The following is a 24,131-nucleotide window of genomic DNA, read 5'->3' on the forward strand; positions in this document are numbered from 1 at the left end:
TTCTCTAAACACTTAGTTTTCCGATGTATTTACCTATATTATCAATCATAACTAAATCGGGATAATTGGTATTCGTTTCCAAACTATTTTATAATAAGCTGAACAAGTAACCTATCGATACTAAAGAAGTCAGCATAGAATATTCTCTATCGCTGACTACTAGAAAAATTGTTTTGTTACTAGTTTTTATTCCATAGGGATTACGTATTGGATGCCTTAACTGCTTTAAGTCTGAACCATCCACTTTCATAATCTTTCTGCAGATTAGCAAGATGCAGTCCCAACTGCATGAGCCTGTCTCCCCCATAATAGCTAGACTCTTCCCCACGATCACTTGACCAAACTTCGTAATCAAGTTCCGGGTTAAGCCCATCTAGCCGCAAGGTTTTTCGCGGTGCGTTCGGCACGGCCATCACTTGGAAATAGTACACAACGGCTTCCTCTTTGTCTTCGGATACAAACATCCAAGCCGATTCGTTCCCTTCAAACGGACTCTTTAGGCGATACAAGTCGCCCTTCTGAACTAATCCGCGAATCTGCTTATAGGATTTGACTTGGTTTTTGACAATCTCTTTTTCTTCATCACTGAATTTGGTTAGATCAAGCTCATATCCAAAGTTCCCGGACATGGCGACGTTCCCTCGAAAATCAAGTGGCGTTATCCGGCCGACTTGATGATTCGGAACGGCTGATACATGCGCTCCAATTGCGCTTATAGGGTAAACAAGGCTGATACCATATTGTATTTTTAACCGTTCTACAGCATCCGTATTATCGCTTGTCCAAGTTTGAGGCATGTAGTAGAGCATTCCGGGATCGAAACGGCCCCCTCCGCTTGAGCAGCTCTCAAACAGAATATCCGGATATGCCGTGGTGATGCGTTCCAACAGCTCGTACAATCCTAGAACATAGCGATGGGCCGTCTCCGATTGACGTTCAGGCGGCAACATTGCGGAACCGATTTCCGTCAGAGCACGGTTCATGTCCCATTTTACATAAGAGACAGGCACGCTTGAGAAGATCGCTGAAAGGGAATCGTAAATGTAATCTCGAACTTCCTTGCGAGTATAATCCAGCACGAGCTGCCATCTTGCTTCGCTGCGCCTGCGCTCAGGAACATGAAGACACCAGTCCGGATGCTTTCGGTAAAGATCGCTGTCCGGCGAGATCATCTCGGGCTCAAACCAGAGTCCGAATTTAATCCCTAGCCCATTAATGCGTTCCGCCACGGCCGAAAGTCCGTCAGGCAGTTTCCGGCGATCCTCGTACCAATCTCCAAGTGACGAATTGTCGGAATCCCGTTTCCCGAACCAGCCGTCATCCAAAACAAACAGCTCTATTCCTAGCTTTGCACCCTCATCTGCTATTGATACCAACTTATCGGCATTAAAATTAAAATAAGTAGCTTCCCAGTTGTTGACTAGAACTGGCCGTTCTTCATCCCGGTATTTCCCTCGGCATAGCCTTGTACGATATAAACGATGATAAGTACGCGACATCTCTCCTAATCCTTGCTTGGAGAAAACCATAATAACTTCCGGCGATGTGAAGCTCTCATCTGGATTTAGCAGCCATGTAAAATCAAAGGAGTTTATTCCCATACTAATTCGCGTAGAGCCAAATGAATCCACTTCTGCTACCGCTTCAAATCCGCCGCTGTACACCAGACTGAAGCCGTAAGCTTCACCATTGTGCTCAGTCGTTTCCGGTGTGACTAACGCAGAAAATGGGTTTAATTGATGGCTGCTCATTCCTCTCTTACTGTCGATTCGGGTCTCACCTTGATGAAGCGCTCTACGGGTAATATTGCCTTCCCGAGCCCAGGCTCCGGAAAGATAGATGATCTCCAAGTTTCCTTTGCCACCGAAGTCCACACTTGCGCTTAGAGCACGGAGTAGCCGAAGCTTCTTGCCCCCCTCATTGCTCAAACGTGCAGAACGGACGATGACATTTCGATCAGCGAAGATCGTATAGATAAGGACAACTTTTAGACCCGAATAAGCATCCTTCAGTTCCAGCTCCAATGTCTCTGCTTCGTCTTCATTCTCTACATAAACGGCCGGAAGTCCAGCTAACAACGGTTTTCCCTTAATGAGCTTGTATCTTGCGTACTTTAACTCCGTAATTCTAGTTCCATCCTCAAGTTCTACTTGATAAGCCGGGTTGCGAAAGTCCCCGCTCCCATATTGAGGGTATTCTTGCAGCAAGCGATCCAATCCGGCCTTCTCGGGAGTGTGAATTAATAAATCCGTCATGGATTCGCGATGCTTCATTTTGTCTCCCCAATATACATGAATAGGATATCCGTCCACGATTTGAATAAGATAACTCATTCCGGTGGACTGCAGGTGAAATATCCCCCTATTCTCTTGAACAATGATGCCCATATAAAATACTCCTCTCGCACTATCCATTAAAAGTTAATCTCCACAAAATAAATATGGTTTTAAGATGCAACCCGCTGATCTTATAAAGTTAGAATATCTACTCCTAGAGCTGGGAGCGTCATTTTCTGCTCCAATTTCTCGCTGGTTAACAAGCTGCGATAGGGAGCGTCAAGCGTAACCTCACGTTCCTCGTTCGTCAAGTTGATCAGAAACAGGAAGCTTTCCTCCCCCTTTGTGCGAATCGATAGCTCGACACCTTCCGGTAACTGGAGCTTAGGCGCCAAGTCCTTTTCCTTTAATATGCCTTCGAACAGCTGATAGAAATACGATGGCTCCGGCCAAGTGCCGACATAATATACTTCACCTTCACCAAGCTTATTGACAGTAATCGCCGGCACCCCCTCGTAAAAGTCGTTGTCATACCAGGCAATCGGTTCCGCTCCTCGCAGTTCCAGCAGATCGCACCATTGCTTCGCAGCGAATGTCTGGCCCTCCGCGTTCCGAATCCGGTGCTCGCTGTTGCCAATTGCATCATATTCACTAACGACAACACCCGCCGCTTCCGCCAGCAGCCCCGGCAGAGGCAGCATCTCACATACATTCCTCATGTTCTTCACGCCTGTCCGATTGGAGAGGACGACTGTGCCGCCCCCGGCTGCGAATCGCTCCAGCCGCTGCGCTGCTTCTTCACTTAACAGAAAGAGGGAAGGGACAATGACCAGCTTGTAGCCATCGAGCTCCTCGGTCCAGTTGATAACGTCCGTACCGACGCCCATTTTCAGAAATGCATTATGCATTGAGGACAGGTTGTCGATATAGTGCATTCCCCCCTCCGCTTGTGCCTGAAGGGAAAGCGCCGTATGCTGATCATGCGAATGTAGAATCGCAACCTGGGTAACGATTGTTGAGCCGGCCAGCCGTTCTCCTAGCCGGTTCACCTCGCAGGTAAGCTCCGCGAACTCCCTGAACCTGCGTCCAGGAACATTGCTATGGTCGATAAGCCCGTGCCAGAACTGTTCGGCTCCGACGGCAGCACTCCGCCAGCGGAAATGGACGACCATATCGGCGCCGCGGGCGATTGTCTGCCAGGAACGGGCCCGGATCAGTCCAGGATAAGGAGTGCGCTGAATCGGCATCCAGGCACCCTGCGCTCCGCTCAGCTGCTCCATTACCCAGAAATTGCGGCGCTTGATGCCGCGAACCAAGTCCAGCGTCAGCGCTCCGTTCCTCGGAAACCGATCGCCATAATCGCGATACAGCTCATTCGGATAATAATCGACAGAGGCGAAGTCCAGCTCTTTGTAGAGATCATAATAGTCCAGGTTATTCGGGTATTGCCACATGTTATGCGTAACAAATTGGCCTGGACAGTTGCTGCGTAGAATTTCAAGCTGCCATCCCAACAGATAGCCTACGCTGTCCGAGCAGAACCGCTTGTACTCCAGTAGATAGGAAGGATTCATCGGCTTGCTGGTACCGAGCGGCGTCGTTACCTCGGCCCAACTGCTGTACTCCCCGCTCCAGACGACCGTACCCCACTCCCGGTTCAACTCTTCCAGACTGGAATAACGCTTCTGCAGCCAAGCGACAAATGAACGATTGCACGTATCGCAATGGCATTCTTGGTAGTGCATCTCGTTATCGATTTGCCAGCCAATGACGGCTGGATGCTTCGCATAGCGCAGTGACATCGCTTCCACAAATTTGGAGCCCAGCATTCTCAAGGAATAGCTGTTGTTGCAACGATGTCCACGCACACCCTTCCGGATTATTTGACGGTGCTCATCCATTGGCAATACATCTGAATAACGGGTTGTCATCCAGTTGGGCGGGGTATTGGTAGGTGTGCATAAGACGATCTCCATGCCGCGCGCGGCAAATACTTCTATAGCCGCATCCAACCATTCAAACCGATAATCACCCTCGTTCGGTTCCATTCGGCTCCAGGCGAACTCCGCCATTCGTACAACAGCAACACCCGTCTCTTGCATAAGCGCTGCATCCTTCTCCCATAGCTCGGGAGCCCATTGCTCTGGATAATAATCAATTCCAATCTTAATCGCCATCCTGAGATCTCCTTTATTATCAATATATTGCGATTATATGATATATTAATTGGAGTGAATATCTTAAATAATTAATACGATATAATAATATTAAGAAAATAGGAGGATTGGTGACATGCCTCACCCTAATCGTGCTTTCCCGGTACTATCCGCCCGAGACAAGCTGCTCCCTTTTTATTTGCTTGGCATCGGTCTGCATCATGAACAGGAGCATATACGCCGAGACCCAGGTATCCTGGACTATCAGTGGATTCAATGCCGCAGTGGCGAGGGCAAGCTCAAGTTAAGTGAAACGGAGCACATCGTCAAGCCAGGCATGGGCATGCTGCTGTTCCCCGGCCAGCAGCACGAATACTATGCTTTATCGGGGAGCTGGAAAGTCGATTGGATCATCTTCGATGGCAGCGGGTCAGCGGGCTTGTTTGAAACAGTCGGCATTGTAGACACATGCGTATTCACGCTCGCATCGCCCGAATACCTTCTATCCCGAATGCGGGAGCTGCTGCAAGCTGCTCTTACGCCGCAAGAGCAAACGTTAAGCAATTACGCCTGCTCCGCCATCCTCTATACCTTATTGACGGAGATTATTCAGCGCGTCTCTGTCGAGGGCAGCGATACTGTCGGGCAGCAGTATGAGCGGTTAAAGCCGGTCCTGGACTATATTGACCAGCATTATGCCGAAGAGATTACTTTGCAGACGCTCGCCGGACTGATGTGCGTTACACCGGAATATTTCTGCCATTTGTTCAAGAAGACGACAGGCATTCGTCCCATCAGCTATGTCAATCAGGTAAGGGTCAACAAGAGCAAGGAACTGCTGCTCGACAATGTGCAGCGTGGGATGCAGGATATTGCTCATCAAGTCGGCTTCGAATCTGCCAGCTATTATGGAGCAATCTTCAAGAAGCTGGAACGGCTCACACCCGGCGCCTTCCGCCGCAGCTATCAGAAGTCGTAACATATATAGGATATCCATTTTTTACTGGAAAGAACTTTAGTCTTCGATTCGAACAAAGGCGATCATCCCCGAAGGAATGATCGCCTTTATTATCAATCGAACCTATATTTCAAACAAAAAACTCCCGCCAACATACCAGCAGAAGGTTCTTTGAATAATTGATTCACGCAAACATCCTCTCAATGGAAGGTACCTGTAAATCAAAAACTAGCTACACCCCTATGATTCCGTTTGTCTTTCAATCCCCTTTGACAAATACAGCACATTACACCGCATTAACCCCTATTATCACAATACTAGGCTGCGTCTCTATCAAGACATTGCCTGCAACAGCTCTCGAGATCATACAGGACTCTTCTGCCCGATGTGCCAGCCGCTCTACCTTCATCCGTTCTGCCTCGGATGTATCCACCTCTAGCACAATTCGCGGTTTGTGTACAATCCGTTCGTATGTAAACACATTATTCGTTACATCTACAATCGCTTCAGACTCCAGAGTCAGCTCCTGCGGTGTAATATCCGAACGCTCGAGCATCGCTGCAAGGGTAATCAAATAACAGGTCGCTGCTGCCCCCAAAAGCATTTCGTCAGGGTTAGTGCCGGTTCCTGGCCCGCCCATCTCCTGCGGAATCGAAATGATCGTTTTTAACCCGCCGGCATTGATATGTCCTTCACTGTTACGCCCACCATTCCATACCGCTTTCAGATGAAAAGGGTGTTTCATCTCCCTCATTCCTTTCGATAGCTTCGTTTCAAGCTCGGATTCATCGTATAAATGGTTCATTCCTCCAGTAAAAAAAGGCCGCCTCTATGAGGGCAGCCCTGTATTCCTGTTTTACCATTAAAATACTTTCGTTGTCCAATCTTCGCAGTTCCACGTATCCGTCACAATATCGCGGTAAAATTCGGGTTCATGGGAAATCAGCAAAATGCTTCCCTTATATGCTTTCAGTGCACGCTGCAGCTCATCCTTTGCATCCACGTCGAGATGGTTGGTCGGCTCATCCAGCACGAGCAGATTCGTCTCGTGGTTGATCAGCTTGCACAAGCGGACTTTGGCTTTCTCTCCCCCGCTTAGCACCACGATTTTGCTCTCGATGTGCTTGGTTGTCAGGCCGCATTTGGCAAGAGCCGCCCGTATTTCAAACTGTGTAAAGGACGGGAACTCCTTCCAAACTTCTTCGATACAGGTGTTGTTGTTCGTTTCCTTCATTTCCTGCTCAAAATAGCCGATTTCCAGCAGATCCCCTAGCCTTGCTGAGCCTGAAATCGCTGGTATTTGGCCGAGAATACTGCGCAGCAGCGTTGTTTTACCAATCCCGTTCGAACCGACCAACGCTATTTTTTGTCCCCGCTCCATGCTCAGATTCAACGGTCTCGACAGTGGTGAATCATAGCCGATGACGAGATCCTTCGTTTCAAAAATAACCTTGCCGGAAGTGCGCGCCGGCTTGAAGTTGAACTGAGGCTTTGGTTTTTCCCTAGCGAGTTCTATAACGTCCATCTTATCGAGCTTTTTCTGCCTAGACATCGCCATATTACGCGTAGCCACGCTGGCCTTGTTGCGTGCAACGAAGTCCTTCAATTCCGAGATTTCCTGCTGCTGCCGTTTAAAAGCAGATTCAAGCTGGTGCTTTTTCGCCTCGTACACCTGCTGGAAATACTCATAATCCCCCACATAGCGCGACAACGACTGATTTTCCATATGGTAGATCAGGTTAATGACGCTGTTCAAGAACGGAATATCATGCGAGATTAAAATAAAGGCATTTTCGTATTCCTGTAAATATCGGGTAAGCCATACGATATGCTGCTCGTCGAGATAATTCGTAGGCTCGTCAAGCAATAGGATATCCGGTTTCTCTAGCAGCAATTTGGCCAGCAGTACCTTGGTGCGCTGACCTCCACTGAGATCATGAACATCCTTGTCTAAACCGATATCCGTAAGTCCAAGACCGCGAGCCGTTTCATCGATTTTGGCATCGATCATATAAAAATCCTGATTCGTTAGCGTGTCCTGAATCGTTCCGACATCCTCCAGCAGCTGCTCCAGCTCTTCTGGAGAAACATCACCCATTCTGCCATACATATCGTTCATTTCCTGCTCCATATCGAACAGATATTGGAACGCACCGCGCAGAACATCGCGCATGGACTGTCCCTTTGTCAGCACAGCGTGCTGATCCAGATAGCCCGTCCGCATGCGTCTTGCCCACTCAACTTTACCATCGTCCGGCTGAAGCTTGCCTGTGATGATGTTCATAAAGGTGGACTTCCCTTCACCATTGGCACCAATCAGACCGATATGCTCGCCCTTCAGAAGGCGGAATGATACATCGCTGAAAATTGCCCGGTCTCCGAAACCGTGGCTCAGCCGCTCTACATTTAATATGCTCATCAATAACACCTATTCCTTTATTAAAGTATTCTCGTCAAATTATAAAGGTTATAGCCCCACAACTCCATACCGATTTTAAAAATAATATAGAATATGGGATAAAAAAGCCAGAACCGCATACTCACGGTTCTGGCTTCTCCCTGTCAAACACCAATCATTTCCCAATAAAGCTCTTCACAACAAACTCCAACTGAGCGTCCAAAGACACAGGGTCGCTGAACATAAAGCCTCTTCCTTCTTCGCGGAATACGCGATTGTTTTTGACTGCGTCCAGCTGCTCCCAGATGCTACCTTCAAAAACAGCCTCTGGATTTTCCTTGCCCGTCCACTCGCTTATCAAAATATAATCTCCTGCATATTCGGGCAGCAGCTCCAAAGACAGCTTCGCCCAGCCTGTACCACTGTCGATCGCTTCCTTCTGAATAATAGGCGGCGCCTTCAACTGGAACTCGCCATAAATAATCTCGCCGCCTCTTCCCAGCTTATTGCCGTATGCATAAAACTCTTTAGCGCTGCCAGAGTCAAAGATAGCAACGGTTTTGTCACCCACAGCCGCTTGCACCTTCGGCTTATAATCGGCTATCTTTTTATCCCAAGCCGTAATCCAGGCATTTGCCTGCTCCTCCCGGCCCGTCATTTTCCCGAATTCCAGCAGCTGCTGCCTTACAGGCACGCCATAATCGACAACTACCGTCGGAGCAATCTGGTTCAGCTTGTCGAGAACAGCTGGGTCGTTCCATACGATAATGAGATCCGGCTGCAGCTCTAAAATCTTTTCATACGCAATCCCATCGCCTATACTTTCGACCCCATCCAGCTTTCCTTCCGTATAGCTGTTAAAAGCCTCTTCTCCCGCACCAACCGGCTTAATGCCGAGTGCCAGCAAATGGCCAACAAAGGCGCCCGCTATAATAACGACACGCTGCGGATTTTTGGGAATTTTAACTTCGCCATTCACTGCCGAATAAGTCACCATTTCCCCTGCGCTCGCTGCACCACCGTTAGATGCTGAGGCCTGCACTTGAGTGCTTCCATCTGTCGTTGCTGCTGGTGTAGATGACGCAACTGGTCCATTATTAGAGCTGCCTGTTCCTGAGCACGCGCTAAGTAACAGCGTAAGGCATAATAGTAAAGTGACCCCCATAGATGATTTGTGTCTGTACATCGATAAATCTCCCTCTCTTTTATATCGATAATGGTTCTCATATCCACTACCAATATAACGTTGCAGTCTGCGCGGGAAAAGGGACGATCCAACCCTAATGATAGGATAATCGAACCCTGCTTTCTTTGCTTTATCCTGATCCTTGAATTGCTTGGGAGTCATCCCGGTATGTTTTTTGAAAATTCTCGTGAAATAGGATACATCGTCATAGCCGACACCGGCAGATGCCTCTTGCACAGTCATATCTGTTTTCTGCAGGTATTCCATGGCTTTGTTAACACGCTCTCTTATCACATAATCAATCATGCTTATCCCCGTTTCCTGTCTAAATTGTCTGGATACATAGGGGACGCTGTAGTGAAAAATCTGCGCGATCGATTCGCGGGTTACAGGCTCATGGTAATGCTCCTGAATATAGCGAACGACCTGAGCTGCAAGATCAGGTCTTTTCATGCCAATTTGCTGATGCTCCAGCTGCCATAGCAGTTCATAAACAAATTGATAAAACAACGTTTTAACATGAAATTTTTCTAACGCGCGCGAGCTCTGCCATTCTTTCAGCATTGTATCCACCTTGTCAAATAAAACAGCAGCATGCAGTGGAGCCAAACCATATTGCAGTTGAAACGGATTATACCGCTCCATGAGCTGCAAGATTTCCCGCCTGCCAGTCGATGGAATCGTTGCTTTATAGAAGATTAAATAATATTCAAACTCCGCTTCCGTTGGAAAAATATCCAGACAGGTCCCTTTTCCACCGTGCCATAGATGGAAGCGCTTCGCGGAATGTTCGATCCCGTCCAGCAGCACCTGAGCCTCGCCGCGAATGGCATATAGGAAGACACTTGACGGAAAGAGGTACGACCGCAACTCCTCGCCATGCATCATGCTGAAGTGCCTTACGTCGATCACCTTGATAGCAGCAGCATTCCATAGCTGGATATGCTCTTCCGCATTAAGCATGACAGTCAAGTGATAAGCCCCTTTTTATGTAGAATCTTATGTCGCATTTATAATTATTGATAACTATTATCAATAACGAGAATTATAATTCATTTGCCCGCAAACCTCAATTTAAACTGCATTGGTTTCAAGCGTATTTGCACATGCTCCTTGATGGAAAATGCCTTGTATATGCAATAAATCATTCCGAATTATTTTTTCTCTAAATTGATCCGGATCAATAACATCACAAAATTTCAATGAGTTTAGGTTTTTGTACTTATTACCGCTTTCAAGCCAATCCACAATTAATATATTTTCATAACCCGCTTCATTCAAACCTTTAACAAGATTGCTTCCAATAAATCCCGCTCCTCCAGTAACGACAAACATTTCAAACACCCATCCTTATTATCCGAATAAAACTAGAACGTCAATCATGAACGATATACTTCACCGCTTCTAAAAGGTTATCTGCAATGTAGTCCGGTTCCGTTTCCAGCCATGCTGTTCTGTAAGCATTTAAAGACTCTTCTCCCCAACCTGTTCTCACAAGTATTTTACTGCAGCCAGCTGCGTGAGCAGCTAGCATGTCGGTTGATCCAACATCTCCGATGACAATACAATAATTCAAATTGAGTTGAAAGTTTTCTGCTGCTTGATATAACATACCAGCGGAAGGCTTTTTACAATGACATGCCTCCTGCTGCCCGTGTGGGCAAATATATTCGCCATCAAACCCCATACTTCTAAATTCATTTTCAAAATCACCAATCGAGGCCCTGCCTGTGGAGATACGATGCTGATTAGTAAAAGCAAATATCTTTATATTATGTTCTTTCAAAAGCTTAATTGCAGTTTCAGCAAATGGGAAAGGAGTAAATTCCCGAGGATGTATAAAATGTCCTGTACCTCCAATTGTTCCGTCTCTATCAATAAATACTGCCTCAATGTCCTTTAATGCAGGAATTTTTCTCATTTCATCAACTCCATATTTAGTTCAAGTAACCTTTTGATTTTTATTAATCCACTTTAGATAAACAGCATACTCATGTGTAAACGGACAAGTATTTAGAGTGAGTTTCTTATTTTTTTCGTTTGCTCTGTGATAAAGATAATAATCAAGTACTTGGTAGCCCGCTGGAGATAAAGATTTAATCGTATGAACTTGCAAATCGCTGGTTCCGTATTCTAGCAATGCCAAAGCAATAATTTCATTTTTCAATTCCAAAAATACAATTTCTTTCGATTCCTCAAAATATAAAAAAGGATTTATTTGTATGTATGATAATTTATTTTCGTTCAAAAATTTTCGAATGCGCTCTCTATCCCCATCACGATAATGCCATGATTTTCTTCCGCGTAAAAAAATCATGTTATCAAGGTCGCAATCCTGCTTGGTTTGATCCATAAACCATTCCAATACAGGAGGAAGCCCCTCTGCTATGAACGTTAATTCCTCTAACTTGAAATTAGAATTCCAAGCTTCTCTAAGTTTAAAAGCTGAATCTATTTGCGGGAAAATATGAGGATATATCGATCGAAACTTTAAAACCGCTTCACTCTTATTCACTGGAATCCCGTGTTTCACTAAAAGTAGTGTTCTTACCAATTGAATATATAAAAGCGGGATAACTTTATATTTCCCATGCGGCGCATACTGATTAATTGAACCTCGATGGCTAGAAATGGGTTCATAAATATTGTGGTAGAGATTAATACGATCATAACAGCTCTGCAAGAAAACATTTCCAATCATTTCACGACTTAATTTAAAATAAGCATTCTTTAGCCATTCAATACGATTTAGACCGTATAGCAACTTACCATGCATAACAATTTCAAGTGTAAAAGCAATAATTCTATACTTCTCAGCAAAATAAAACTCAGAATCGGTAACTACATGATAGTCCTGCTTAAAAATAGGAATGAGATCGAGGATTTGGTCCCCTCCCCCAGCCATTACACCTTTATATCTGCTATTTGCTTCCTCCATAATAAAATTCAATTCCTTCAACAAAGCAACATCTCTATCTTCAGAAAATACTACAATATCCAAGTCACTCCAGTCTGGATTATATCCTTCATAGGCCGCACTCCCAACAAGATACAAACTAATATTGGAATATTTTTCAAGACGTGTAGTAACAAACTTCAATAGTTCGAGTGGCATATCCTCACCTCACGGATTGTCGGTTTCTCCAAATGATTGAATTGAGAACTAATATAGTATTTTTTTCTTTAAAAAACAATACTCTTTTGTATAATTAGATACAATATGTATTTTTAGATGATAAATGCATAGATCGGATCTTTGTTATCAAGTAAGAATGAGTACCTTGAGGATTATTTCAAGAATTTATATTCTCAATTAATCAGAAACAAGTTTCATGAAATGGGTTTCATTATAGCTGTTTACATTCACGTATTATTAGTATATTATGATGCGAAAGGATTTCTTTAGAAATTTTTTACCTAATTTTTAATGTATAGAATATCTATCTGGAGGTGGTCCAATTGAATAAACATACTCTCCCTATAGCCGTTCCCCCTATTTATGGCTACCTTTGCAATGCTTACCCACTTGCCATTGCCCTGCAGTACCAGAATGCGGAAGCTTGGTTTTTCAGCAACTACATTCAACTCATATGTTCCGGCAATTTTCCTGAGGGCAAGTTTTTCACCTTCTACAATTCCTATTTTGAATGGGATCGTCTATTTCTGAGTTGTCCCTTCATCCAGTTTCAAAAAATCCATTATAGCTTTATTGAGAAATATGATGGGAACTTAATAAATTTTATATGCAATTCTATAGACAAGAATGGCTATATCTACATGTATATAGACGAATACTACATACCAGACAAGCAAGCCTATAATAAAAAATATTCATTACCTCACGAGATGCTAATCATTGGGTACAATCGACAAGAACAAAAAGCAGTTGTTGTGGGTTACAATTCCAAACGAGTTTTCGGTACACATGAGGTGGGTTTTGAGGAGCTTAACACTGCGTTCCAACAGTGCGATAAGTCGAATCCCATCAGAGAATATATCTATGTATTAGAATTTGATCACGACTTCCACTACCCTTTTGACCTGCAGCTTGTCATACAATCATTAAAAGAATATCGTTATAGCTCCAACTCTTCTCTACATTATCGGGCACTGAATCCTCCAAACGACTGGTGGATCTACGGGATGTCGGTATATGAGCCTATTTTACAATACTTGCAAAAAGACATTAAAATGCTCAAAAAACAAATAGATATACGGATTTTCCATACAATATGGGAACATAAAAATATGATGGTACAACGAATCAAGTATATGATTCATTATAATCATGTGAGCCAGGCAGATGATATTTTGAAAACGTTTACTTCCATTCTAGAGCAATCCATCATCGTCAAGAACCTCGTTTTAAAATATAATCTGACCATGAACAACCGAATATTGAATCGTATCCTGTATCATCTCAATGAGATCAAAACTAGTGAGGAAACAGTGATCGATCAATTCATTAACTTGATAGAGAAAGGTTATACTTTCAATCGGGGATACAGATAACAATAATTTATAAGGTTGTATTTAGAATAGTAATACCACTACAATATATTTATCTTACTTATTTATTAACTATCATAGGAGGATAAAGAATTGAAAAAGCAACTGCCATTTCAAATTGATAACATTTTCAATTCCTATTCCTATCATGCATATATTTCTTCAATACTTTTGGAGAATTATATGCATGATAGTCCAAATATTAGTTTTAAAGATCTTAATGTGATTCCTCCTAGCCAACATGCTGCGTGGTTTCAATCCACCATATCCGATGATCATAGTCTACAAAACGATCAAAAATCTTTTGCCCTTCAACATTTGAACCATGCTTTTTGCCATGAAGGAGATATCAGCGGTCTACGAGACAGTTTCAACTATATCCATACCAGCCTATCGGGTCACAATGGATTAGAAGTTAAAATTGAGCGCATAAAAAGAACTTCTGTCTGGTCGAAGGTCGGTTTGATGTTAAGAGAAAGCCTGGCCCCTGATGCAAAATATTTGTTTCTATTCGCCACCCCCTCCGTGAACGGTGTTGTTATCCAGAGCAGAGATTCTAATGGGGATGAAACAACATTCGAATTGGTAAGCGATATAAACCCTCCTATATGGTTGAAAATGGAGTGCTGCGGTGATCAAATCAATCTATATTGTGGTAATGACAAGGAAAAGTGGAGCTTCACAAGAACAGTACCTTTCAACTTTAATCCCGGAGCCTACATGGGCTTGGCTTCATGCTCTCCTGCAGATAACGCTTTTCTTAGTTGGTACTGCTCCAACTATATTCAATTGTATAGTTATAAGGACTTTAAAATACACCAAATACCCTTTGATTTTAATGTCGGACTACATAAAGATAGACATTTTTTTGCTTATTGCCCCTATCTCATGACACAGTACTTAGAGTACACCTTAATTGAAAAGCTTGAAAAAAACAAAATCGACATCGTTGAACTCATGATTAGTTTTATTGATGACGGAAATTATGTGGATTTAGACTTAAATGAGATGTTTGTGCCGGGTCGCAGAGCTTATAAAAAATATTTTCGGGCGCATTCAAATTTATTATTTGGCTACAATCGTGCAGATGAGACTTTTGATATAGCAGGCTATGCAGAAGGAAATATTTTCCGAACAGGTATGCTCACATTTACAGATTTTAGACATGCCTTCATTAGGCATAAAGAAAGCAATGTAATATTACTCCGTGTTCACCATTACTACAATTATGAATTAAATACATATATGATAAAAAAACAGCTCGAGGCTCATCTTAACTCGATAGATTTCTTCTCCTGCTTGTCTGCCAACAGAAATTACGAGCCAAATATCGTATATGGATTAAATGCGTATGATAGCTTAATCGAAAATTTTTCTTCTCATCAGAAAGATATTCGTCCCCTTCATGTCGTCTATGAACATAAAAAGCTTATGTTAATGAGACTAGCTCATTTGCAGCGTAATGGCGTTATTGCTGATAATGTATTTGAATTTCTATATGAGGGATATAAAGAACTAGAAAGATTATCATTAATATGCAGAAATGCACAGTTAAAAAATAGAATCAGTAAAAACCAACAAAATGTCGATATCATTCTTAAGCATATTTATACAATAAAAATCCAAGAGAGCAAGCTACTCCCCCTCTTAATTGACAGTATTAAAAAGTCGGGTCAGGCAAGCAGCTGAATCTGTGATACAGATTTTATGAAAATTAGGGCAGCCAGTAAAACTGGCTGCCCTATTATTGCTGTTGTTTTTTGCATTAATACCCTCACTGTTGAATTGCTTTCACCTCCGGGCAGACCTATTACCAAAACCAACTCGTTTGGTTGAAATAGCTGTATAAATCATACCTCAGGATTTCGTTATCTTGCTATTACATTCAAGATTGCACCAAATACCCCCATTCACGGTTATACTAACCTTAGAGGTGAACGACAATGTCCGACGAATGGAAAGCGAATCCGGATCAGATTTCTGACAGCCTGCGCTATAAGGACGAGCCCATCCCGCCTGCGCCTGTGTCTAATGAACAATGGCGAGCCATATTAGGCAATGACCTTTCATATGACGGTCAATTTTATTACGCTGTCAAAACGACGGGTATTTTTTGCCGGCCGTCCTGCAAATCTAGACCTCCCAACAGGGAGAATATCGGATTCTTCCTGACTGCTGAGCAAGCGTTGGCTGCCCAATTTCGTCCCTGTAAACGATGTAAACCGACAGGGCAGCGATTGCCTGATGAAGAATGGATCGCGATGGTGACCGAATATATTGATCGACAATATAAAGATAAGCTAACGCTTGCCACCCTAGCATCCATTTGTCATGGCACACCGTATCATTTGCACCGAACGTTCAAAAAAGTAACGGGCAAAACACCCGTCGATTATATCCAGCAAATTAGAATCGAAAAAGCCAAGGCGATACTCCTCTCTTCCCCTACACCAATTGCAGAAGTAGGCGAATATGTCGGCTTGCTTAATACCCCTTATTTTATTACCTTGTTCAGGCAGAAAACCGGGCATACACCAGAAGGCTACCGACAGTGGCATAACAATGGTGGAGTTACAACAAATAAAGGAGATCATCCAAAATGAAGAATTCATTTAACGGGGGCATATATTGGTCGCTGTTTAGTTATGAAGATTGGGGCCTGCACGTTGCAGCTACAAACGAAGGGCTTTGCTTTGTAGGTTCGCAGAAACAGCCATATGAGGAGTTAGCGAAATGGGCTGCGTCGCGTTTTCCGCATAGCCCTTTGATTCGGGATGATGAAAAGCTGCTTCCGTATAAGGCTGAGCTAGCTCAATATTTGCAAGGAACGCTTGAAACATTTACAATCCCTACCGTATTTCAAGGAACACCTTTCCAAGAGGCAGTATGGCAGGCTCTTTGCAGCATTCCATATGGGCAAACCTGGTCCTATTCGGATATTGCCAACCATATTCAAAAACCTGCGGCGGTTCGAGCTGTTGGTGCAGCCATTGGAACGAACCCGATACTCATTACCATTCCTTGCCATCGTGTTATCGGCAAAAACGGGACACTCACTGGCTATCGAGGTGGAATAGAGATGAAAACCAAGCTATTGCAGTTGGAAGGTTACAAAATAAAAAGCACCTCTTAGGTGCTTTAAGCTAAGCTGCTGCAGCGGCATTTAGAAAATTCACGGCATCAATGAAATTCACACCCGCTTCTTATACACCCACATTGCTAAAAAATATGCTGCGAATAAAATTCCGACGCACCTCGCAAGCGCGACCCATATATCGTTACCCACCGGTTGATCTGACAATAGCGCACGGATGGCTTCCACGATTGAGGTCACCGGCTGATTTTCGGCAAAGGCACGAGCGGCCGACGGCATCGATTCGGTCGGCAAGCTGCTCAGCCTGCTTTACATGCTCGGGGCTAGACGCAACATCGAATCCGTTTACTGTGGCGGTTCCGCTGTCTAGTTTGAGCAGCGTAGTTAGAATTTTGACAACCGTTGTCTTACCGGTCCCATTAGAACCGAGCAGGGCGAAAACACTGCCCTCCTCCACCTCGAAATCTACGCCCTTTAGGACTTGTTGCTGCTTGTAGGACTCTGTCATTCCAATCACTTGAATGGACTTATTTTTCATATTTCCCCTCCTTATATCACCTTAACTTTTGATAAATCGGCCTCCATGCCTTTGAGCACAGCAAAGGTCAGTTTATCCATCATTGCGCCGTCAAAGCAGATCGATTGGATTGCACGATAATACCTTTTAGAAAAGGAAAATGCAGACTTGAAGGATACATTTTTGAGTGTAGCGCCCCTAAACGAAACTTCGTTTAATGCCGCTTTGTCAAACTTAACGCCGATAAAGGTCTGCCCATCCAGACACAGCCCGCTCAGGTCGGAATATTCGAAGTCCACGCCATGAAAGGAACAGCCTTCGAAGATTGTTTTTCTAAGGTCGGTCTTGCTTAACGTGACGTCGGTCAGTTTTATACCTGTGAATTTTGCTCCGTCCAGCCCAGACATGCTGAAGGTAGTGCGTACAAGGATGGATTGCTTGAAGCTAACATTCGTAAGGTCAGAGGTCGATAGAATGCAGTCCGTCAGATTTGCCCCGTCAAAATTGGCTTCACGTACGTCGCTGCTCTTAAACGAGCTTCCGGTCAAGTCTGCGCCAGCAAAGTCGGAACCGCGCAATGCGCTAGCTTTAAATTGACCTTTATGGGCAATAACGCCAGCAAAGTCGCTCATTTGCAAGTTGCTTGCGCTAAGGTTTGTCAGCACCTGCCGCTCCAACGAGCGGGAGAGGTTGGCGACCTCCATTATCGTTTGTTCGATGTCGCCGATGCTCTCAATGGTCATGTTAAACGCTGTTTCATCATCCTTGCCCTCAGTTTTGAGATCATGATATCGCTCCTGCAAATCGGAGTGCAGGTCCGCCTTTAATTCGGTGACGCTTTTCACCCCATCATATGGCGTAAACACGCCATTCAAATAGCTGGTCAATTTCTGATTCATCACACCACATCTCCTTATAATAAGTTTTCTAGCACGCGCTTCGAATACTCCCAATTGCTTTTGTTGCGGTCGTAAGTCACTTTGCCCTTATCGGTAATCCTAAAATACTTGCGCCGCCCGCCCTGCGATTCATCCCCCCAATACCACTCGATATCGCCGTCTGCCTCAAGCCGCCGGACACTGGAGTACATCGTGGCTTCCTTTAATTCATACTCGCCGCCCGAGCGCTCGGCAATTAGTTTGACAATCTCGTATCCGTATCGGTCAGCTTCGGATAAGAGCCGTAAAATCATTGTATCGGTATGTCCTCGCAGCAGGTCGGATGTAATTTTGCTCTCACTCATATAATCACCTCCGTATTTGTATAATACGGCACACTACTATGTCTGTCAAGGTAGTATTTTCAATCAAATACTTTGTTTGAAAAGTGAAGATTATATTCATTGCCCCCCTCCATTCCTGGCTAAAATAAAAAATGGTCCCCCTGACATCAGGGGGACCCGTTTCAACTATTCTTGCGATGCTGCAGCAATAGCTCCGAATGCCCAATGCGCAGCCGGGACATCCTTCCACGATGATAATGCCGAAGCACTCGCACTTGGTCTGCCCAGCACCTTGTTGATAATTGTGGCTGCTTCCGCGCGTGTCAGCGCCTGATTCGGTTTGAAGGTGCCATCGTTGTAGCCATTTATAAAACCTTGAGCCTGCGCTTGCCTAATATCGCTTTGCGCCCAATGCCCCGCTATGTCGTCAAAGCCCTTGCCGGACTGTGAGCCCGAACCGCTGTTGAGCAGCTGCGACACAAGCCGTGCCATCTCAGCACGTGTGACCGAATGGTCGGCTCTAAACTCCCCACTGCCATATCCCTTCATTAAGCCCATTCGGGTCATATCGGCTATATACTCCTCAGCCCAATATCCTGCTGCGACATCAGTGTACTCTGTATTCGCCGCGCCCGCGTTGTGGCGCGTCAAAATACGGGACAGTATGGCGGCAATTTCCGCCCTTGTTATTCGATTGTCCGGCTTAAACGTGCCATCCTCGTAGCCTTTCATATAAGCAACGCCTAGACTGGACTGATCCAGCCCCGGAATGTGAAGAAGCGTGAACAAGCTGAACTTTGTAACGGTAAATGCAAGTCCTTTGTCACCCTGATCGTTGTAAGGAACGACAGTCCCCCTGAGCAGTTCCTTCGTTCCGTCGCTATGCTCAATATATGCGGCTAGACTTTGCCACTCTGCCTCATCAAGCTTGGTGCCCTTTAACGGTAGGATTATCGTAACTTCCGCATTTTGCAAATTGGTTTCAATGTTCATCGGACGCCCGACAACAGTTGCCTGACCATCACCGACGACGATGCTGACAGCTGCTTGGCGATTGGCCTTCCCAGCAAGCTCCTGCTGCTTAACAACGTCCTTTATTGGTGCCAGCTTAAAATACAGCTCATCCTGCAACCGCGATAATGGGCCGCTGCCGACCGCAATAACAGCATTTGCAGTTGATAACTGCAGGCCAACCTCCGCTGTCGTCAAGCTTTTGACTGCTTCCTTGGGCAGCTTAAGCGTCGTTTCCTCCACTTCATCCAGCGTGTCTTGAATGATAATGTTCACAGCCTTCGCACCTGATGCAGCTGCGCTGTCTGCGGCTTTGCGAGCCTCGTCAGCCGTCAGCGAAAGCTCATCTTGCTTGCTGCCGCTAGCCTGCTTGGTTCGATTGACGGTCTTATTGATTCCATTCCCTATCTCAACTGTAATCAGCTCCGAGGATGGAGCTGTACCGTTCCCCCCAAATGGGGGAGGAGCATTGGTTGCCCCTCCCCCTCCGGTTTGCACGGCTGTTGGTGTTGCAGTAGGTGACGTTGGCGTTGCTGAGGTCTCCGTTGGTGTAGCAGTAGGTGCCGTTGCTGTCGCTGTAGGCTCCGTCGACGGCGCTGTTGACGGCGTGCCAGTTGGTGTCGCCGATGGCTGCAGCTGACCGCTCACTGCAAACTTCACGCCGTCAAGCAGCATGTAATTTCCTGATTTTTTCACTGCTTTAATCGTATGAGCCGTATCAGTCAAGCCGGTCACTGCGTAAATCTCCTGCTGCGTCAATCGGCTTGCATGGACGGCGCTAACCGTTTGTTGAAAGATGTTATCGATGTAAATATCCATATCTCCCTGAACATCCGATTTTGGCGCAATCAGGGAAACCCCTGTGCCCGTAAACGAAAATTCGGCATAATCCCCATTGGTCATTGTACGGTGGAGATCGTTGTAATAATCGCCACGGTGAGAGATGGCTAAGCTAATAGCGCCATCAGGCTGAGCTGCCAAATATTCCTTCTTGATCGTAATATAACTGCTCGACACCGTATAATCCACACCAGCCGTGAGCGTTGCATTTCCGTTTTTCACGCCCAGCAAATTGCTTCCGTCAACCTGAAGCGTTGTTGTTACATCTGCCTGCGCAGTTTTGTCGAAGCTGCCTGTATCCGGGCTGATCATATCGGCCATTCGGAATTTCAATTGGTCGAGCAGCATGTAGTAGCCGGATTTTTTGACCGCTTTGAGCGTATGCTCGCCCAGTGTCAGGCCTTCTGCGACAAATACGGTCTGATTAATCTGGCGGCTAGGATAATACGTGCTGACCGTCTGCTGGAATACGCCATCGATATAGATGTCCATATCGCCTTGGGACGAGTCTTTTTCAGTTATAAACGTAGTGCCTGTGCCCTCAAACGTATATTCCAAATAGTCGCCCGTCGTCTCCGTGTAATGGACATCGTCCTTATAATCACCAAGCCCTCTATTGCGTCCATGCTGCCAGGCGCCCTTATACGAAATCTCGCTGTCATCGTTGTTGACGGCAACATAGCGGCCTCTCGACGTATCGCTAATTGCAACGGCCAGCGTTTGCGAAGCACCGCCACTGAAGGACAAAGTCAAATTCGTCATGCCATTTGGCATTTGCGCAAGATAGCCCTTGCGGATCGTGAGCTGGTCGCCGAAAAGCTGATAGTCCGTTCCCTCTTGCAGCGCTGTCGCGCCATTAGCAATTTCAGTTAGCGTATTGCCGTTCAAACTAATGATCGTCGCAATATCTGCTTGTGCCGCCGCTTTATGATCAAAGCTTAGTGTGCTTGGGCTAATCGTACTGTTCTGCCCAGTGGTGTCAGTGATCTCGACGGCCAGCGTCTGCGGTGCCCCCGCACTAAAATCAAAGCGCAGGCTTGTTGTGCCTAAGGGCTGACTGGCAAGGTACGCTTTGTGAAGAATCACATCGTTGCCGGATACGGTATAGTCCGTGCCTGCTGTCAGAGCCGCTGTATTGTTGCTGATGCCCGAGAGCGTGTTTCCGTTCAGCATCAATGCCACAGCAACGTCTGCCTGGGCGGATGCTTTTTTGTCAAAGCTCGCCTCAAAAGGGCTAATCGTGCTGCTTGCCGCCGCCGAATCGCTAACAGCTACAACGAGCGTCTGCACAGCGCCTCCTGCGAACGAGAACGTCAAGCTTGCTGTACCAATTGGCTGTCCCGCCATATATTCCTTCTTCACAGTAATGTCATTGCCGGACACTGTATAATCCGTGCCTTCTGTCAGCGCTGCTGCGCCGTTCGAAATGCCGCTGAAACCGCTGCGGGCTCCTGTCGTCGTAAAAACTAAGTCTGACTGCTGCCCCGCTGCCCTGTCGAATCCGCCGCCCGCTGCGCTTACAAGATCAGGCAACAGTATTCGAAGCTTATCGAGCAGAAGGAAATAGCCTGATTTTTTCACCGCTTTAAGGGTATGCGTATCGTCAGCCAGGCCAGTGATATTAAACACAGGCTTCTGCGCCAGTCTTCCCATATTGTACGTGCTGATCGTACGTTGAAATTGATCATCCATATAAATGTCGACTGCTCCCTGAGACGGGTCAAGCTCCGTAATGAACTCAATTCCCGTTCCTGTGAACGTATACGAAAAATAATCGTTGTCATTCGCTTCGGCATAATGCACATCATCCATATAATCGCCAAGTCCACGATTCCAGCTGCGATTCCAACCGCCTGTGTAGACGATAGATGGATCATCATCGTTCAGTGTAATTGATCCGCCAACTGCTGTATCCTGAATGACAAGCGATACCGTCTGTTCTGCTCCGGCGCTAAAGGTGAAGGTGAGTGCCTTCGTTCCCGCCTGCTGCACAGCAAGCCACGCTTTCTTGAGCTTTAATGTATTGCCGCTTACAGTATAGTCGGTTCCCGCTGCGAGCGTATTTCCATCATGCTTGACGTCTGTCAGCGTATTGCCATTGAGCGCCGTTGTTAGCTCCACATCCGTTTGCGCAGACGTCAACAAATCGAAGCTGACCGTTGACGGAGTTACCCTGCTGTCTCTGATCGTCGAATCATTTATCGCAACAGCTAGCGTCTGCGGCAAGCCGCCACTGAATGTAAAGGACAAATTTAATGTACCGACCGCTTTGGCCGCTAAATATTCTTTTTTGATTGTCACCTCGTTCGCATTCACAACATAATCCGTACCTGCTGTTAACGATGTCCCGCCCGCCGAAATACTGGACAGCGTGTTGCCATTCAGCGTCAATGTCGTGGCGACATCAGCCTGCTCGGATTGTTTTTTATCGAAGCTGGCCGTTGAAGGAGTGATGGCGCTGCTCTGCGCTGCCGCATTGCCTACATCAATAATGAGGTTCTGTGTGCCGCCGGCAAGCTCCTGCCCCCCATTGCGCGTCCATTCCCCTGTATACTTGAAGCCGGTATCGTCATCGTTAGCAATCGAGGTTCCGCCAAGCGACGTAACCTTCAGCAATCTCGAACCATGCGAGGCCAAATTTGCCGAACTGAAGCCGGTGTTGAACGTACCCAGATCCTGATGCGTCCACAAGTCGCGCACCTTGGCTGGCCCCTCCAGTCCGATCTCGCTCCAGTCCACGCTCACTGTCTCCGCCGAGCTGCCCAGATTGAAAAGCCCAACTGTATAGGTGCCATCACCGTTATTTGCATACCATGCCTGCTGCTCGGTAGCTGTAGATACGGGATGCCCCGGACGGCCCGCCTGATTGACGGCGATGACCTCTTCGTTAGTCAATAGTTCTAGGCCATAAGCATCGAGGTTGGTCATATCATTGCCAATGTACAATTGCGCGGATGACAGTGCCCAAAATGACATAGCCGTCTTGCGTTCATCCTGCGTTAGGCCATCCATCGAACCATTTCCAACATTTAAGGAATCGAAGTCGTTCCAGCCGCCTGGCCCAGCATGGCGCCAAAACTGTTCGGCTTTCGGGAAGAGACGGGCTATGCTTGACCATACCGTCAAACCGCCAGTGCCGCAATAACACTCTACATCCCAATCTACACGCCAGCCGTTGGCGTATTGTTTCCAGTAGTCGATGTATTTGATGTCCAGCGCCCATGAGAGCTCAAGCCAAATATGGTGCGGCTCAAGCGCCTGCGACCATGCTTTGACGTCATCTCGCGCATCAAGCGACAGGTCCGATATGCCAGAGCCCGGCGTCACACTGTCGAACTTGAGGAAGTCGATCCCCCATTCGCCATACAAATTGGCAATTGAATCAATATATTTCTGTGCGCAAGGCTGATTGAAATCGATTTTGTAGCCGAGCCCCCAGTAATCCGATTCTTGCAGCGGCTGCGCTGCAATATCCTGCATGGAGCAGCCCGGCGCAGCGTAAATCGGCAAATCCTGATCATACGCCTGCGGCGACATGCCCGGAATACCGTACAGCCCTACCTTTTGGCCGTTATCATGAATATGGTCGATCACTTCCTGCAAGCCGTTTGGATAAAGGGTCGTGCTTGGAATCGGCCGGCCGTAGCCATCCATGTCACCATTCCAGGCTGCGTCGATATTAATGTATTCATAGCCGTAAGGCTGCAGCTTCTCGTGCATCGCATCGGACTGCGCCTTGATCTGATCAGCGGTAATCCAGTGGCCGTTGTTCGTATACACCTGCATGCTGTAGCTGCTCCAGCCCATATACGGCTTCTGGGCAAGACCATTGTCCGCAGCTTTCGCTACGTTACCGTAAGGCGCTACCAGTCCGAGCTGCATCGTAAGCAGAACGACAACGAGCAGCCAAGGCCGTATTTTTTTCATGAATGGGATCATAATTAAGCTCCTTTTTCAGAAAATA

Annotated in this window: 16 protein-coding genes and 2 pseudogenes; 5 read left to right on the top strand and 13 right to left on the bottom strand. The window is 46.0% G+C overall.

Features of this window, described 5'->3' with window-relative positions; all coding sequences use genetic code 11:
• Window positions 1-200: 200 nt before the first annotated feature.
• Both ACSR9A_RS28030 and ACSR9A_RS28035 read right to left on the bottom strand, forming a co-directional pair.
• Window positions 201-2,387: an alpha-galactosidase gene (locus tag ACSR9A_RS28030; protein ID WP_473761574.1), complete on the bottom strand. Its 2,187-nt coding sequence runs from the start codon at window positions 2,385-2,387 to the stop codon at window positions 201-203.
• Window positions 2,388-2,467: 80 nt separating this feature from the next.
• A complete protein-coding gene (locus ACSR9A_RS28035) occupies window positions 2,468-4,453 on the bottom strand; it encodes a beta-galactosidase (RefSeq protein WP_473761435.1) in 1,986 nt (661 codons plus the stop codon).
• Window positions 4,454-4,568: 115 nt separating this feature from the next.
• Between ACSR9A_RS28035 and ACSR9A_RS28040 the strand changes: the two genes are divergently transcribed.
• Window positions 4,569-5,411 carry a helix-turn-helix transcriptional regulator gene (locus ACSR9A_RS28040; RefSeq protein ID WP_473761437.1) on the top strand — a complete coding sequence of 281 codons (843 nt, stop codon included), beginning with the start codon at window positions 4,569-4,571 and terminating at the stop codon, window positions 5,409-5,411.
• A gap of 265 nt (window positions 5,412-5,676) precedes the next feature.
• Here the strand turns inward: ACSR9A_RS28040 and ACSR9A_RS28045 are convergent, their stop codons facing one another.
• From ACSR9A_RS28045 to ACSR9A_RS28070, 6 genes are all read right to left on the bottom strand, one after another.
• Complete coding sequence (locus tag ACSR9A_RS28045) at window positions 5,677-6,135, bottom strand: OsmC family protein (RefSeq protein ID WP_473761576.1); 459 nt, start codon at window positions 6,133-6,135, stop codon at window positions 5,677-5,679.
• 117 nt (window positions 6,136-6,252) lie between these two features.
• Window positions 6,253-7,809 (bottom strand): ABC-F family ATP-binding cassette domain-containing protein, encoded by a 1,557-nt coding sequence (locus ACSR9A_RS28050; RefSeq protein WP_341277968.1) that lies wholly within the window; start codon window positions 7,807-7,809, stop codon window positions 6,253-6,255.
• Window positions 7,810-7,963: 154 nt separating this feature from the next.
• Window positions 7,964-9,937, bottom strand: coding sequence for an ABC transporter substrate-binding protein (locus ACSR9A_RS28055; protein WP_473761578.1), 1,974 nt, complete (start codon window positions 9,935-9,937; stop codon window positions 7,964-7,966).
• 111 nt (window positions 9,938-10,048) lie between these two features.
• Window positions 10,049-10,309: an NAD-dependent epimerase/dehydratase family protein gene (locus tag ACSR9A_RS28060; RefSeq protein ID WP_473761440.1), complete on the bottom strand. Its 261-nt coding sequence runs from the start codon at window positions 10,307-10,309 to the stop codon at window positions 10,049-10,051.
• A gap of 40 nt (window positions 10,310-10,349) precedes the next feature.
• On the bottom strand, window positions 10,350-10,895 hold the full coding sequence (locus ACSR9A_RS28065) for an HAD-IIIA family hydrolase (protein ID WP_473761442.1): 546 nt from the start codon (window positions 10,893-10,895) through the stop codon (window positions 10,350-10,352).
• Between the two features lie 21 nt (window positions 10,896-10,916).
• Window positions 10,917-12,089 (bottom strand): nucleotidyltransferase domain-containing protein, encoded by a 1,173-nt coding sequence (locus tag ACSR9A_RS28070; protein ID WP_473761444.1) that lies wholly within the window; start codon window positions 12,087-12,089, stop codon window positions 10,917-10,919.
• A gap of 344 nt (window positions 12,090-12,433) precedes the next feature.
• Here ACSR9A_RS28070 and ACSR9A_RS28075 point away from each other — a divergent pair, with 344 nt between their 5' ends.
• The 4 genes from ACSR9A_RS28075 to ACSR9A_RS28090 all read left to right on the top strand — a co-directional run bounded on the left by ACSR9A_RS28075 (window position 12,434) and on the right by ACSR9A_RS28090 (window position 16,616).
• On the top strand, window positions 12,434-13,486 hold the full coding sequence (locus ACSR9A_RS28075; RefSeq protein ID WP_473761446.1) for a hypothetical protein: 1,053 nt from the start codon (window positions 12,434-12,436) through the stop codon (window positions 13,484-13,486).
• Between the two features lie 90 nt (window positions 13,487-13,576).
• Entirely contained in the window at window positions 13,577-15,172 is a 1,596-nt protein-coding gene (locus ACSR9A_RS28080; RefSeq protein WP_473761447.1) for a DUF1349 domain-containing protein, read from the top strand.
• A gap of 254 nt (window positions 15,173-15,426) precedes the next feature.
• A complete protein-coding gene (locus ACSR9A_RS28085) occupies window positions 15,427-16,086 on the top strand; it encodes a bifunctional transcriptional activator/DNA repair enzyme AdaA (RefSeq protein WP_473761448.1) in 660 nt (219 codons plus the stop codon).
• Window positions 16,083-16,616, top strand: coding sequence for a methylated-DNA--[protein]-cysteine S-methyltransferase (locus ACSR9A_RS28090; protein ID WP_473761450.1), 534 nt, complete (start codon window positions 16,083-16,085; stop codon window positions 16,614-16,616). Before ACSR9A_RS28085 ends, ACSR9A_RS28090 begins: the two co-directional genes overlap by 4 nt.
• Before the next feature lie 57 nt (window positions 16,617-16,673).
• Here ACSR9A_RS28090 and ACSR9A_RS28095 read toward each other — a convergent pair.
• From ACSR9A_RS28095 to ACSR9A_RS28115, 5 genes and pseudogenes are all read right to left on the bottom strand, one after another.
• Window positions 16,674-16,871: pseudogene (locus tag ACSR9A_RS28095) on the bottom strand (ABC transporter permease); the annotation flags it as partial.
• Window positions 16,849-17,115: pseudogene (locus ACSR9A_RS28100) on the bottom strand (ATP-binding cassette domain-containing protein); the annotation flags it as partial. The pseudogenes ACSR9A_RS28100 and ACSR9A_RS28095, both read right to left, overlap by 23 nt.
• A gap of 11 nt (window positions 17,116-17,126) precedes the next feature.
• On the bottom strand, window positions 17,127-17,993 hold the full coding sequence (locus tag ACSR9A_RS28105) for a pentapeptide repeat-containing protein (protein WP_473761452.1): 867 nt from the start codon (window positions 17,991-17,993) through the stop codon (window positions 17,127-17,129).
• A gap of 14 nt (window positions 17,994-18,007) precedes the next feature.
• Entirely contained in the window at window positions 18,008-18,337 is a 330-nt protein-coding gene (locus tag ACSR9A_RS28110) for a PadR family transcriptional regulator (RefSeq protein WP_341277974.1), read from the bottom strand.
• A 165-nt stretch (window positions 18,338-18,502) separates the two neighbouring features.
• Entirely contained in the window at window positions 18,503-24,106 is a 5,604-nt protein-coding gene (locus tag ACSR9A_RS28115; RefSeq protein WP_473761454.1) for a X2-like carbohydrate binding domain-containing protein, read from the bottom strand.
• Window positions 24,107-24,131 lie beyond the last annotated feature (25 nt).

This window comes from Paenibacillus sp. R-74696 (genome assembly GCF_055814915.1).

Bases quoted from the DNA above. Each gene is read 5' to 3' on its own strand.
- ACSR9A_RS28030 (WP_473761574.1), bottom strand. From the start codon at position 2,387: ATGGGCATCATTGTTCAAGAGAATAGGGGGATATTTCACCTGCAGTCC.
- ACSR9A_RS28035 (WP_473761435.1), bottom strand. From the start codon at position 4,453: ATGGCGATTAAGATTGGAATTGATTATTATCCAGAGCAATGGGCTCCC.
- ACSR9A_RS28040 (WP_473761437.1), top strand. From the start codon at position 4,569: ATGCCTCACCCTAATCGTGCTTTCCCGGTACTATCCGCCCGAGACAAG.
- ACSR9A_RS28045 (WP_473761576.1), bottom strand. From the start codon at position 6,135: ATGAAACACCCTTTTCATCTGAAAGCGGTATGGAATGGTGGGCGTAAC.
- ACSR9A_RS28050 (WP_341277968.1), bottom strand. From the start codon at position 7,809: ATGAGCATATTAAATGTAGAGCGGCTGAGCCACGGTTTCGGAGACCGG.
- ACSR9A_RS28055 (WP_473761578.1), bottom strand. From the start codon at position 9,937: ATGCTTAATGCGGAAGAGCATATCCAGCTATGGAATGCTGCTGCTATC.
- ACSR9A_RS28060 (WP_473761440.1), bottom strand. From the start codon at position 10,309: ATGTTTGTCGTTACTGGAGGAGCGGGATTTATTGGAAGCAATCTTGTT.
- ACSR9A_RS28065 (WP_473761442.1), bottom strand. From the start codon at position 10,895: ATGAGAAAAATTCCTGCATTAAAGGACATTGAGGCAGTATTTATTGAT.
- ACSR9A_RS28070 (WP_473761444.1), bottom strand. From the start codon at position 12,089: ATGCCACTCGAACTATTGAAGTTTGTTACTACACGTCTTGAAAAATAT.
- ACSR9A_RS28085 (WP_473761448.1), top strand. From the start codon at position 15,427: ATGTCCGACGAATGGAAAGCGAATCCGGATCAGATTTCTGACAGCCTG.
- ACSR9A_RS28090 (WP_473761450.1), top strand. From the start codon at position 16,083: ATGAAGAATTCATTTAACGGGGGCATATATTGGTCGCTGTTTAGTTAT.
- ACSR9A_RS28105 (WP_473761452.1), bottom strand. From the start codon at position 17,993: ATGAATCAGAAATTGACCAGCTATTTGAATGGCGTGTTTACGCCATAT.
- ACSR9A_RS28110 (WP_341277974.1), bottom strand. From the start codon at position 18,337: ATGAGTGAGAGCAAAATTACATCCGACCTGCTGCGAGGACATACCGAT.
- ACSR9A_RS28115 (WP_473761454.1), bottom strand. From the start codon at position 24,106: ATGATCCCATTCATGAAAAAAATACGGCCTTGGCTGCTCGTTGTCGTT.